12 protein-coding genes are annotated in these 11,898 nt (G+C 71.9%); 10 read left to right on the top strand and 2 right to left on the bottom strand.

Annotation, left to right across the window (positions count from 1 at the left end; all coding sequences use genetic code 11):
* Positions 1-108 precede the first annotated feature (108 nt).
* The 4 genes from ABZ906_RS29590 (at position 109) to ABZ906_RS29605 (ending at position 3,290) form a co-directional block, all read left to right on the top strand.
* Entirely contained in the window at positions 109-930 is an 822-nt protein-coding gene (locus tag ABZ906_RS29590) for a class E sortase (protein ID WP_361387770.1), read from the top strand.
* Positions 931-1,050: 120 nt separating this feature from the next.
* Positions 1,051-1,371, top strand: a complete 321-nt coding sequence (locus ABZ906_RS29595; RefSeq protein WP_361186559.1) for a DUF6412 domain-containing protein — start codon at positions 1,051-1,053, stop codon at positions 1,369-1,371.
* 108 nt (positions 1,372-1,479) lie between these two features.
* On the top strand, positions 1,480-2,259 hold the full coding sequence (locus ABZ906_RS29600) for a YidC/Oxa1 family membrane protein insertase (RefSeq protein WP_361387773.1): 780 nt from the start codon (positions 1,480-1,482) through the stop codon (positions 2,257-2,259).
* Between the two features lie 173 nt (positions 2,260-2,432).
* Positions 2,433-3,290 carry a fumarylacetoacetate hydrolase family protein gene (locus tag ABZ906_RS29605; protein WP_361387776.1) on the top strand — a complete coding sequence of 286 codons (858 nt, stop codon included), beginning with the start codon at positions 2,433-2,435 and terminating at the stop codon, positions 3,288-3,290.
* A gap of 183 nt (positions 3,291-3,473) precedes the next feature.
* Here the strand turns inward: ABZ906_RS29605 and ABZ906_RS29610 are convergent, their stop codons facing one another.
* Together ABZ906_RS29610 and ABZ906_RS29615 are read right to left on the bottom strand one after the other, a co-directional pair.
* Positions 3,474-3,959, bottom strand: coding sequence for a heme-degrading domain-containing protein (locus ABZ906_RS29610; RefSeq protein WP_361186552.1), 486 nt, complete (start codon positions 3,957-3,959; stop codon positions 3,474-3,476).
* Positions 3,956-5,056, bottom strand: coding sequence for a Gfo/Idh/MocA family oxidoreductase (locus tag ABZ906_RS29615; RefSeq protein WP_361387779.1), 1,101 nt, complete (start codon positions 5,054-5,056; stop codon positions 3,956-3,958). The genes ABZ906_RS29610 and ABZ906_RS29615 overlap by 4 nt, the downstream gene beginning before the upstream one ends.
* 179 nt (positions 5,057-5,235) lie before the next feature.
* On the opposite strand from ABZ906_RS29615, the gene ABZ906_RS29620 reads away from it, so the two are divergent.
* From ABZ906_RS29620 to ABZ906_RS29645, 6 genes are all read left to right on the top strand, one after another.
* On the top strand, positions 5,236-6,336 hold the full coding sequence (locus ABZ906_RS29620; RefSeq protein WP_361387782.1) for an ROK family transcriptional regulator: 1,101 nt from the start codon (positions 5,236-5,238) through the stop codon (positions 6,334-6,336).
* A 605-nt stretch (positions 6,337-6,941) separates the two neighbouring features.
* Entirely contained in the window at positions 6,942-7,808 is an 867-nt protein-coding gene (locus ABZ906_RS29625) for a hypothetical protein (RefSeq protein ID WP_361387785.1), read from the top strand.
* A 197-nt stretch (positions 7,809-8,005) separates the two neighbouring features.
* Complete coding sequence (locus ABZ906_RS29630; RefSeq protein WP_361388034.1) at positions 8,006-8,800, top strand: GntR family transcriptional regulator; 795 nt, start codon at positions 8,006-8,008, stop codon at positions 8,798-8,800.
* Between the two features lie 131 nt (positions 8,801-8,931).
* The gene (locus ABZ906_RS29635) at positions 8,932-10,056 is read left to right on the top strand and encodes a TIGR03364 family FAD-dependent oxidoreductase (protein WP_361387788.1); all 1,125 of its coding nucleotides are present in this window, start codon (positions 8,932-8,934) and stop codon (positions 10,054-10,056) included.
* A 5-nt stretch (positions 10,057-10,061) separates the two neighbouring features.
* Positions 10,062-10,769, top strand: a complete 708-nt coding sequence (locus ABZ906_RS29640; RefSeq protein WP_361387791.1) for a phosphonatase-like hydrolase — start codon at positions 10,062-10,064, stop codon at positions 10,767-10,769.
* 47 nt (positions 10,770-10,816) lie between these two features.
* Positions 10,817-11,869, top strand: coding sequence for an ABC transporter ATP-binding protein (locus ABZ906_RS29645; protein WP_361388037.1), 1,053 nt, complete (start codon positions 10,817-10,819; stop codon positions 11,867-11,869).
* Positions 11,870-11,898 lie beyond the last annotated feature (29 nt).

An 11,898-nucleotide genomic window follows, 5' to 3' on the forward strand; every position in this document is an offset into this window, starting at 1 on the left:
CGTGCAGATCAGGGCGGACGCCTCTGCGTCGTTCGGTGGTGTGATCGCCATGGCTAGTTCGTCGGCTTGGGCTTAACCTGCCGCCCTCTTGGGAGGGACGGTGCCGTCGTGCGGGAGCGGGTGGAGCGGGTTCCTGTCGTGGTGCAGGGGCGTCGTGGTCGGCGGGGGCGTGCCGCACGTCTGGTGTGGGGCGGGGCGGAGGCCGCCGTGACCTGCGGGCTCGTACTGCTCCTTCTCGTCGTCCATCAGCTCTGGTGGACCAATCGCCAGGCCCGCGAAGGCGCCGAGCGCAAGGTCCAGGCCCTTGAGCGGGAGTGGGGGAGGAGCGATCAGTCGGACGGCGCTTCCCCTGGCGATAACGCCCAGCCGGAGAGCGAAGAGCCCGACCCCGCCGGTCGTGACGCCGGCAGCGGTGAATCCTCCGGCCGTCAGCGGCCCGACCCCCAACAGCAACCCGTCACCGCCCCCGCCCCCCGCTGGGATCAGGCCTACGCCGTCCTCCGCATTCCCCGCATCGGGATACGGGTGCCCGTCGCCGAGGGGGTGAGCAAGAGCGCCGTGCTCAACAAGGGGTACGTCGGGCACTATCCCCGCACCGCTCAGCCCGGGCAGGGCGGCAACTTCGCTCTTGCCGGGCATCGCAATACCCATGGCGAGCCCTTTCGCCGCATCAATCGGCTCGCGGGCGGTGATGAGGTGGTCGTCGAGACCAAGAAGGCCGTCTATACGTACGTCGTCGACAAAGTCCTCGCCCAGACTTCCGCGCGCGACAGCGGCGTCATCCGAGCCGTCCCCCGCAGCCTCGTGAAGGCCGGGCACGGCTACAGCTCTCCCGGCTACTACATCACCCTCACCACCTGCACCCCCGAGTACACCTCCAAGTACCGGCTCATCGTGTGGGGGAAGCTGCGGTCCATGCGGCCGCGGTAGGGCGAACGGCTGGTAGCCCCGGCAGGCTGTCCTTACGGGCGCCCGCGCCGATCCTGTATAACGGCAGTAGGTCGTAGTAGCGAGTAGCGAGCAATCTGAGGAGAGGGGGGACGGAAAGCCATGCAGGATCTGATTCGTAGCTGGAAGACCGCCCTCCGTCCCACCGGGCTTCTCCTCTTCATCCTCGTCGAGGTCGTCCTCCTCGACGCGAGCAGCCTCACCGCCGCCGTCGCGCTCGCCGCGACCGCCGCCGCGGGTTCCGCGCTCGCCGTCTGCTCCCTGATCGCCGCGCGTTGCGCCCCAGCCGTGCCCCGCACCCGGGTACGTACGGCCATCCGCGACCGCGAGAAGCGCACGGCGTTCCTGCCACAGCGCGATCCCGACGCCTCCGGGCGCAGGCGCCCCCGAGCACCGGGCCGTCTCGTCATGACGGCCGCGTAGGGGACCAAGGGAAGTACCGACTGACCTGGACCCGCCGCGGGCCGTCACGCCGAAAAGAGCATCCGCCCCTTTTCCTCGGCACGACGAGACCCTCCGGAGGGCTTCTCCATGTCCGGTTTCATGTCCCTTTTCGCCGATCTGGTCGGCTCCATCGCCGATCTGCTCGAACCCGTCTTCCACGCTTCCGCGATGGCCGCCGCCATCGTGCTGTTCACCGCGTGCGTACGGCTCCTCGTCCACCCCCTGTCGCGGGCGTCGGCCCGCGGTCAGAAGGCGCGCGCCAGGCTGAACCCGCAGATCGCCGAATTGCGCAAGAAGCACTCCAAGAACCCCGAGAAGCTCCAGAAGGCGGTTCTCGAACTGCACCGCGCGGAGAAGGTCTCGCCGCTCTCCGGGTGCCTGCCCAGCCTGTTCCAGCTTCCGGCGTTCTTCCTGCTCTACCACCTGTTCTCGAACTCCAGCATCGGCGGCGAGGCCAACGCGCTGCTCGGCCACAAGCTCCTGGCCGCGCCCCTCGGCGGGCGCTGGGCCGACGCGCTCGGCGACGGCGGCCCCTTCGGGGCGCAGGGGCTCGTCTACCTCGCGCTCTTCGCGATCGTGGCCGCCGTCGCGACCTTCAACTTCCGGCGTACGAAGACGCAGATGGCCGCGACGGCCGCCGCCACGCCCGCGGGGGGCGCGGGAGACGCGGGGCAGCAGGTGCCCGGCATGGGGGCGATCACCAAGGTGATGCCGTTCATGTCGTTCATGACGCTGTTCACCGTCGCCTTCGTACCGCTGGCCGCCGCGCTGTACGTGGTCACCAGCACCACCTGGAGCGCGGTCGAGCGGGCCGTCCTCTACCGCGACGTGCCGATCGGCACCGGGGCGCTGGCCACCGCAGGGTGACCCAACCCGTGGGGTGGCCTACCGCCGGGTAACGGTCCGGTCCGTGAACAGGGTCTTGCGGGATGGACGGTGACCTTGGAGGATCTTCCAAACCTCCGATGGCCGCAACCCATCGGCCGGGCCACGCGGACGGTCACAGCGGACCGGTCGCGCTCGACCAAGGGAGATTGACCATGAAGCTGCTGCGAGTCGGTACGGCGGGATCCGAGCGCCCGGCGCTGCTCGACGCCGAAGGCACGCTGCGGGATCTGTCCGGGATCGTCACGGACGTCGACGGGGCCCTGCTCGCCGACCCGGCCGCCCTTGACCGGGTACGGACCGCCGCCGAGTCGGGCGACCTGCCCGCGCTCGCCGCGGAGGGGCTGCGGATCGGGCCGCCGGTGGGGCGGATCGGCAAGGTCGTCTGCATCGGGCTCAACTACCACGACCACGCGGCCGAGACCGGGGCCGCGACGCCCGCCGAGCCCGTCATCTTCTTCAAGGCCGCGGACACGGTGGTGGGCCCCGAGGACACCGTCCTGGTGCCGCGCAAGTCGGTGAAGACCGACTGGGAGGTGGAGCTCGCGATCGTCATCGGGCGCACCGCGCGCTACCTGGAGTCGGACGCCGAGGCGCTCGCGCACGTGGCCGGGTACGCGGTGTCGCACGACGTCTCGGAGCGGGAGTTCCAGATCGAGCGCGGCGGCACGTGGGACAAGGGCAAGAACTGCGAGACGTTCAACCCGCTGGGCCCGTGGCTGGTGACGACGGACGAGGTCCCCGACCCGCAGGCGCTGTCCCTCAAGCTCTGGGTCAACGGCGAGCTGAAGCAGGACGGGACCACCGCCCAGCAGATCTTCCCGGTGGCGGAAGTGGTGCGCTACGTCAGCCAGTTCATGACCCTGTACCCGGGGGACGTCATCAACACCGGTACGCCGGCGGGGGTTGCCATGGGGCAGCCGGAGCCGAAGCCGTATCTGCGGGCCGGTGACGTGGTGGAGCTGGAGATCGCCGGGCTCGGCAGGCAGCGCCAGGAGTTGAAGGACGCGTAGCCCTTCGGGGCGGGGGCGCGGCGGAATCCTGGACCCCCGGGGCCCCCGGGGCCCCCGGGCCCCGGGGGTCCGTGGCCCCGTGAACGCACACGGACGCACCCGCGGACGCCGACGTCGTCTGCGGGTGCGTCGTGGCTTGTCGCGCAGTTCCCCGCGCCCCTGACGGGGCGCCTCCGCTCTGCGTTACGCCGAACTCTCCAGGAACCGCTCAAGCGCCTCCACCACCAGTGCGTGGTCCGCAGCCTGCGGGAGGCCCGAGACCACCACCGTGCCGATCACGCCCGCGCCCCGTACCGCGATCGGGAACGCGCCGCCGTGCGCCGCGTACACGTCCGGGTCCAGGCGCGAGGAGTCCTCGAACGTCGTCCCCTTGGCGCGGAAACGCGTGCCGACCAGGAACGACGAGCAGCCGTAACGCTCGACGACGCGGCGCTTGCGGGCGATCCAGGCGTCGTTGTCCGGGGTCGATCCCGGCAGGGCGGCGTGGAAGAGCTGCTGGCCGCCGCGGGTGATGTCGACGGCGACGGGGGCCTGGCGCATGCGGGCCATTTCGACCAGCAGGCTGCCGAGTGCCCAGGCGTCCTCGTACGTGAAGTGGGGCATGACCAGGCGGAGTTCCTGGGTCTCCAGCTCCTCCACCGTCGGGGCGGCAGCGGCGGGCGTCGTCATACGACCACCGTCACACCGTCGCGGGCCGAGCGGCGTGCCGCCTCCAGGACGTCGAGCGCCGATGCGGCCTCGTACGCCGAGACGGGGTTGTCGCCGGTGCCGCGGAGTGCGGCGGCCACGGCCGCGTAGTACGCGGGGTAGTCGCCCGGCAGTGTCTTGACCGGGTTGCCGCCGCCGGTCAGCGGGGACTCGCCGGAGCCGACGCGGCCCCACATGCATTCGAGTTCCTCGCCCCAACTGTCGTCGGTCGCGGGCCGCTTGCCGTCGCGGAGTGCGGCTTCCTGCGGGTCGAGGCCGTACTTCACGTAGCCCGCCGCGGAGCCGAGCGCGCGGAAGCGCGGGCCGAGCTGTGCGGTGGTGGCGCTGACGTACAGGTGGGAGCGGACGCCGCCCGTGTGCGTGATGGCGATGAACGTGTCGTCGTCGGCCTCGGCGCCGGGGCGGCGGACGTCGGACTCGGCGTACACGGTCTGGGCGGGGCCGAAGAGCACGAGCGCCTGGTCGACGACGTGGGACCCGAGGTCGTAGAGCAGACCTCCGATCTCTTCGGGGTCTCCGGACTCGCGCCAGCCGCCCTTGGGCTGCGGACGCCACCGCTCGAAGCGGGACTCGAAGCGCCATACGTCGCCGAGTTCGCCGTCGGCGACGAGCTTCTGGAGCGTACGGAAGTCGTTGTCCCAGCGGCGGTTCTGGAAGACGGAGAGCAGCAGTCCGCGCTCGTCGGCGAGCGCGGCGAGCTCGCGGGCCTCGGCGGCCGTGCCCGCGATCGGCTTGTCCACGACGACCGGGAGGCCCGCCTTGAGGGCGGCGGTCGCGAGCGCGACGTGCGTCTTGTTCGGGGAGGCGATCACCACGAGGTCGAGCTCGTCCGCGCGGGCCCAGAGGTCGTCGGCCGACGCGGCGAAGCGCAGGTCGTCACCGAACTCGGCGCGGGCCTGCGCCTGCCGCTCGGGGTTCGACGTGACGACCGTGTCGAGGACGAGGCCCTCGGTGGCGGCGATCAGCGGGGCGTGGAAGACGGAGCCCGCGAGGCCGTATCCGACGAGGGCTACGCGTAGAGGGGAGCCAGTGGAGCCGATACCAGTCATGCCAGTCATGCGTTCCACTTAAGCAACGCTGTTGCCAAAGCGCAAGCGCGCGCGACAATGGGGGTGTGAACAGGACTGATGCGGGGGTCGAGGGCGGCAGTGGCCGGGGGAATGACGGCTGGGTGGGTGCTGGGGGCGCCGGGGGCGCTGGGGGTGCTGGGGGTGCCGGGGGTTCAGGGGGTTCAGGGGTGAACCTCCTCGCGTTGCGCGGGCACAACGCCGCCCTGGTGCTCGATCTGCTGCGTACGGCGGGCGAGGCCGGCATCAGCCGACTCGAACTGGCCGAGCGGACCGGGCTCACGCCGCAGGCCGTCAGCAAGATCACCGCGCGGCTCCGTGCGGAGGGGCTCGCGGCGGAGGCGGGCCGCCGCGCGTCCACGGGCGGCAAGCCGCGGACGCTGCTGCGGCTCGTTCCCGATGCGGGCCACGCGGTCGGGCTGCATCTGGACCGCGACGAACTGACGGCGGTCCTGGCCGATCTGACGGGGCGCGTGGTCGCGGAACGGCGGGCGCCGCTGGAGTTCGCCGCCGGCGCGGAGGCGATGGTGGACGTGGCGGTGGGGGTGGTGCAGGAGCTGATCCGGCCCCGGGTGCCGTCGTCCGGGGGTGGCCTGCTCGGCGTCGGGGTCGCGCTGCCCGGGCCTCTCGACCACTCCGGGGGAGTCCTGCACCGCGTCACCGGATACCCCGCGTGGGACGGCTTTCCGCTGCGGGAGGCGTTCGCGGGGCGGCTCGGGCTGCCAGTGGTCGTGGACAAGGACACGAACGCCGCCGCGCTCGGGCTCGCGCTGGGCGGGGTGGCGGAGTCCTTCGCGTATCTGCACCTCGGTACGGGGCTTGGCGCGGGCCTCGTCCTGGGCGGAGGGCTCTACCGCGGGGCGCGGACCGGGGCGGGCGAGTTCGGCCACCAGGTGATCCAGCTGGACGGCCCGGAGTGCGGGTGCGGTGACCGAGGCTGCATCGAGGCGCTGTGCCTGGCGGCGGTCGCGCGGGGAGATCTGGACGAGGCGGCGCGGGTGCTCGGGGCGGGGGCGGGAAACCTGGTCAGCCTCCTCGACATCGACCGCGTACTGCTCGGCGGCCGTGCGGTCCTGGCGGACGAGGAGCGCTTCGTACGAGGAGTGGCAGCGGTCGTCACGGCACGCGCCCGGCGGGGCGGCGGAGGCAGGGAAATCCCGGTGACGGTCGCGCCCGGGGGCGAGAGGGGCGTGGCGGAGGGCGCTGCACAGCTGGTGCTGGCACCGGTGTTCGGCCGGGCGGATGTGGGGTTCGGGGCGGGGCGGGGGTAGGGGCCGCGGGCCCATCGGGAGCGGAGGCGTCGCCGGCCGGCGGGGGTTGGCTCGGCTCCTGTTCGCCGGTGCGGGCGGTCTGCCGGCGGCTTGCGCCTGCCGTCTTAACGGTGGCCGGTTGTGGGGCTCGGGTGGCCCCCGGTGGCTGGGGCGGCGGCTTCTCCTGGCGGCCGTTGGTGGCGGCCTCCGGGTTGCCTGTTCCGGCTGTCTCCCCGGCGGGTTGCGCCTGCCGTCTTGCCTGAGCCCGGTGTGGTGGCCCGTCCGGCGGCCCCGGCGGCTGGGACGGAGGCTTCTCCGGCGGTCGGGCCCAGTGTGGCCTCCCCGGCTGTCTCAGTCGGCGGCGCTTCCGGCGGCCGGAGCAAGGGGCCTCTCTGGTGCCCGGGGTACGCGGCGGCTCCGTCGGACAGAAGCAGTCGCCACCCCATCAGCCGTATTTAACGGAAAGTCAGCTGATAGGAGGGACTTGCGCGGGCCAGTCGGGTGTACGGGGTTGTGGCGGGGGTCGTGGGGGCGTGCGGGGTGGCAGGGTCGCGGGCCATGACCCGTGTCATACGGCCCCCGCTCCCGCCCTGCCCGCCCGCTCCGCGCTCAGCAAAGGCCCCCACATGCGACTCCGCCGCTCCCTCGCCTCCGGCATCACCGTCGCCGCCCTCGCGTCCGGAGCGGCACCAGTCGCCGCCGCGCAAGGGCTGCCGGTGAGCGACGCGGTGACTCTGCGGCAGCCACGGGCAGCCCAGCCGCCCTCGTGCTCCGCGCCCACCGGCGAGGACTTCCCCATCGGTACGCGCATCCGGGGCGGACCCCCGACCTACGAGGCCGGCGGCGGCTACCGGAGCTGGTCCGTCGAGTTGGCCAACACCACCCGCGGCACCTGCGGCGACATCCACCCGGTCGTCGTCATCGTCGACAAGGAGCGCGAGCTGCGGCCCCGGCAGGTCCAGTTGGAGTTCCACGACGGCAAGCGGTGGCGGAACGTGGACTTCGAGCGGACGGACCGGGACGAGAACGTCGGCGTCTTCGACGACGGATTCCCCGGCTTCACGGTCAAGGCGGGCAAGACCCGCACCGTCAAGGTGCGGCTCTCCTTCACCTCCCAGGCCCAGTCCGAGCACGCCGTGATCTCCGCCGCCGTCGTCCAGCGCCGTGACGACGACGGCGACTGGGTCGGGGAGTCCGACGACTATCCGTTCGACATCGAGGGCAACGGCGGCACCGGCGACGACACGGGCGGCGTGGGCTCCGAGGAGGAACCCGAGGGGAGCGTGGACGCGGGCCGGAACGGAGGAGGAGGCGGCAGCGGCGGCGGAGGCGACGAACGCCTCGACGGCGACGGCTCCTCGTACGCCGACGAACTCGCCGCCACCGGCCCCCGCGCCCTGCTCGGCGTCACCGCCATCGCCGCCGCCCTCTTCGCCGCGGGCTGGACCCTCATCACGGCCACCAGACGACTGCGGGCCGCACGACGACGCTGAGCAGACCCCCGGTGCAGAGCAGACCCCCGGTGCAGAGCAGACCCCCGGTGCAGAGCAGACCCCCGGTGCAGAGCAGCCCCCGGCGCAGAGCCATCGCCCCGCACCCTGTGTTCACCCGCCCGTTCACATACGTCTGGGAACATCCCCGGGTGGACAACCCGAACTCCCCGCAGCATCCTCCGCGCCCGCCCGCCCACCTGCTCGGGCAGCTGCCCGGTGCTCCTATTCGCTCCGGGATTCCCGAGCACGGCCGTATCCCGAAGTACTACGCGGTGAAGGCCAGGATCGCCGAGTTGATAGGGGAGTTGGGGGACGGGCAGACGCTGCCTACCGAGCGGGATCTCGCCGAGCGGTACGAAGTCGCCAGGGAGACCGTGCGGCAGGCGTTGCGTGAGCTGTTGCTCGAAGGGCGGCTGCGCAGGCAGGGGCGCGGCACCGTCGTCGCGGGGCCCAAGCTGGAGCAGCCGCTGTCCCTCGCGAGCTACACGGAAGGGGTGCGCAGGCAGGGGCGTACCCCCGGCCGAAATCTCATCTCCCTCGACCGCTTCCCCGCCCCCGCGGCCCTCGCCGCCGAAATCGGCGTCGAGCAGGGCGAGCCCGTCTGGCACATGGAGCGCGTGCTGCTCGCCGACGACGAGCGGGTCGGCCTGGAGAGCACCTATGTCCCCGTGGCCCGCGTTCCCGCCCTCGACCGCGACTTCGAGCCCGACTCCTCCTTCTACTCCTACCTCAGCGACCGGCTCGGCATCTCCTTCGGCGACGCCGACGAACGCATCGAGACGGTGCTCGCCACCCCCCGCGAAGCCCTCCTGATCGGCACCCCTCCCGCCCTGCCCATGCTGCTGATCCACCGCGTCTCGCGCGACACCTCCGGCCACCCCCTGGAGCGCGTCCGCACCCTCTACCGGGGCGACCGGTTCTCCTTCACCACCCATCTGGGCGGAAGCGGCAGCGACAGCGGAAGCGGTATCGGAAGCGGCAGCGGCTCCTGAACTTCCGGCCCCAGTACGGGCCCTGCAAATAACGGAAACGTAACGGGTCTGGGCCAAGCTTGGGTGGCCGTTCACCGTCCCGTTGCCGACTCGACCGCGGCGGGTCACCCGTCCCCAGCAGCGTTGCCGCCGTGAGAGTCATCGTCGTAGGAGCCGGCGTGGTGGGAACCATGCACGCCTGGCGCGCAGTGGAACGCGGCCACGAGGTCGTACAGATCGAGCGCGAGAGCGAGGCCCGAGGAGCCTCCCTGCGCAACTTCGGGCAGATATGGGTGAGCGGCCGCGCCGGGGGCGAGGAGCTGGACACCGCCCTGCGCGCCCGCGAGCTCTGGGAGGAGATAGGCGCGCGGGTGGAGGGCATCGGCTTCCGGGCCAACGGCTCCCTCACCCTCGTACGCAACGAACGCGAGCGCGCGGTCGCCGAAGCCGCCCTCGCCCGCCCCGACGCGGCGGCCCGCGGCTACAAGCTGCTCGACGCCGAAGAGGCCCGCGCCCTCAACCCCGCGCTGCGGGGCGAGTTCACCGCAGGGCTGTGGTGCGAGCGGGACGCCGCCGTGGAGCCGCGCACCGCCCAGCTCCGGCTGCGGGAAGCCTTGCTGCGATCCCCCCGCTACACCTTCCTGCCCGGCCGCGAGGTCCGCGAAGTCGTCGGCGAGAGCGCGGTGCGGGACGACCACGGCGACGTACACACCGCCGATGTCGTCGTGCTCGCCACCGGTGCCTGGCTCGGCGGCCTCGTCCGCGAGCTGGCCGGACCCGACCTGCCCGTGCGCCGCGTACGCCTGCAGATGATGCAGACCGAGCCCCTCGGCGAGGCGCTCACCACCTCCGTCGCCGACGCCGACAGCTTCCGCTACTACCCGGCGTACGCGTCGGACGCCCTGGACGCGCTCAACGCCGGACAGGCCCAGACGCCGACCGCCGCCGCGCACAAGATGCAGCTCCTGATGGTGCAGCGCAGGGACGGCGGCCTGACCATCGGCGACACCCACGAGTACGAGCACCCCTTCGCCTTCGACACCCTCGAAGACCCCTACGACCACCTCACCGAGGTCGTCGAGGGCTTCCTGGGCCGCCCGCTGCCGAAGATCAGGCGGCGCTGGGCCGGGGTGTACGCGCAGTGCGTCGACACGACCCGCGTCGTGCACCGCCAGCAGGTGCGCGAGGGCGTGTGGCTGGTCACCGGGCCCGGCGGGCGCGGCATGACGTGCTCGCCCGCGATCGCCGAGAAGACCGCCGACGAGTTGGGATGGTGAGGGAATTGCGAGACAACACGGTGAACGAGCGCCGCGGGCTCGTCGTGCTCGACATGGCCGGTACGACCGTCGCGGACGGCGGGCTCGTCGAGGAGGCCTTCTCCGCCGCCGCGCGGGAACTCGGCGTCGATCCCGACTCCGCCGATCACACGGAGAAGCTGGACTACGTACGCGCCACCATGGGCGAGTCCAAGATCTCCGTCTTCCGGCATCTGTTCGGGGACGAGGACCTTGCCCAGCGGGGCAACGCGGCCTTCGAGAAGGCGTACGGAGAGCTCGTCGACGGCGGCCGGATCGCGCCGATCGCCGGGGCGAGGGAGGCCATCGAGGACCTGCGGGGCGAGGGGCGGACGGTGGTGCTGACCACCGGGTTCGCCCGTGTCACGCAGGACGCCATCCTCGCCGCGCTCGGGTGGCGCGACCTGGTCGGCCTGACGCTGTGCCCCGCCGACGCGGGGGGCCGGGGGCGGCCGTACCCGGACATGGTGCTCAGCGCCTTCCTGCGGACCGGGGCGGTGGACGGCGTCCGGCAGATCGCCGTCGCGGGCGACACGGCGTACGACATGCTCAGCGGCGTACGAGCCGGGGCCTCGGTCGTCGCCGGGGTCCTGACGGGGGCGCACGACGACGCGGCGCTGCGGGCCGCGGGCGCCACGCACGTCCTCGGCAGCGTCGCCGAACTGCCCTCGCTTCTCCGGGGTGTCGAGGAATGAGCAGCGGCATCCGCACGAGTGGCGGCACCCGCACGGGCGGCACCCGCATGAGCAGCGGTATCCGCTTTGATCGTGTCTCGGTCGCCTACGGCAAGAACACCGTCCTCGACTCGCTCGATCTGACCGTCGAGCCCGGCGAGGTCATGGCCCTGCTCGGCCCGTCGGGCTCGGGGAAGACGACCGCGCTGCGGGCCGTCGCCGGGTTCGTGCGACCGGCCTCCGGGCGGGTGTTCATCGGGGAGCGCGATGTCACCGGACTTCCGCCGCATCAGCGGGGCATCGGGATGGTCGTCCAGCAGTACGCGCTCTTTCCGCACATGCGGGTCGCCGAGAACGTCGCCTTCGGAATGAAGGCGCAGAAGGTGCCCAAGTCCGAGATTCCGGGGCGGGTCGCCGAGGCGCTCGAAATGACGGGGATGGATGCGTACGCGCGGCGGTTTCCCCGGGAGCTTTCCGGTGGGCAGCAGCAACGGGTCGCCATCGCTCGGGCGTTGGCCATCCGGCCGGGGGTGCTGTTGCTCGACGAGCCGCTTTCCGCGCTGGACGCGCAGTTGCGGTCGGGGATGCTGGGGGAGCTTGCGCGATTGCACCGGGAGTTGCCTGACGTCTCTATTTTGTACGTCACTCATGACCAGGTCGAGGCGCTTACTCTCGCGGATCGCATTGCCGTCATGGATCGGGCGCGGTTGCGGGACTGCGGTACTCCGCAGGAGCTTTACCGGGCTCCTCGTACTGAGTTCACGGCGTCCTTTGTGGGGAACGCGAATCTGCTCTCGGTGCGGGTGGGGTCCGGTGTCGTTTCGTTCGGTGAGACTGACCTGAAGGTCGATACGGGGGACGCTGCCCGGGGAGCCACTGCCACGCTGTGCGTGCGGCCGCATCTGGTCGGGCTCGGGGATGGGCCCAACGCCCTTTCCGGGCGGGTCGCCGAGGTGCAGTGGCGGGGGGCCACTCATCGGCTTTACGTCGATGTCGCCGGGCAGCGGGTGAAGGCGGATCTGCGGGAGTTGCGGTCTCCGCCGGGGATTGGTGACGAGGTCACGTTGCATTTCGCCCCGGAGGATGCGGTGTTGCTGGGGGGTGGGGTGACCGATGGCTAGTTCTGGTGGACGCCTTGTTGACAGTGACC

The organism is Streptomyces sp. NPDC046925, assembly GCF_040644915.1.
Classification (GTDB): Bacteria; Actinomycetota; Actinomycetes; order Streptomycetales; family Streptomycetaceae; genus Streptomyces.

Excerpts from the sequence above, each read along its gene's own strand:
- ABZ906_RS29610 (WP_361186552.1), bottom strand. The coding sequence starts at position 3,959 with ATGACGACGCCCGCCGCTGCCGCCCCGACGGTGGAGGAGCTGGAGACC.
- ABZ906_RS29625 (WP_361387785.1), top strand. The coding sequence starts at position 6,942 with ATGCGACTCCGCCGCTCCCTCGCCTCCGGCATCACCGTCGCCGCCCTC.
- ABZ906_RS29605 (WP_361387776.1), top strand. The coding sequence starts at position 2,433 with ATGAAGCTGCTGCGAGTCGGTACGGCGGGATCCGAGCGCCCGGCGCTG.
- ABZ906_RS29595 (WP_361186559.1), top strand. The coding sequence starts at position 1,051 with ATGCAGGATCTGATTCGTAGCTGGAAGACCGCCCTCCGTCCCACCGGG.
- ABZ906_RS29615 (WP_361387779.1), bottom strand. The coding sequence starts at position 5,056 with ATGACTGGCATGACTGGTATCGGCTCCACTGGCTCCCCTCTACGCGTA.
- ABZ906_RS29645 (WP_361388037.1), top strand. The coding sequence starts at position 10,817 with ATGAGCAGCGGTATCCGCTTTGATCGTGTCTCGGTCGCCTACGGCAAG.
- ABZ906_RS29600 (WP_361387773.1), top strand. The coding sequence starts at position 1,480 with ATGTCCGGTTTCATGTCCCTTTTCGCCGATCTGGTCGGCTCCATCGCC.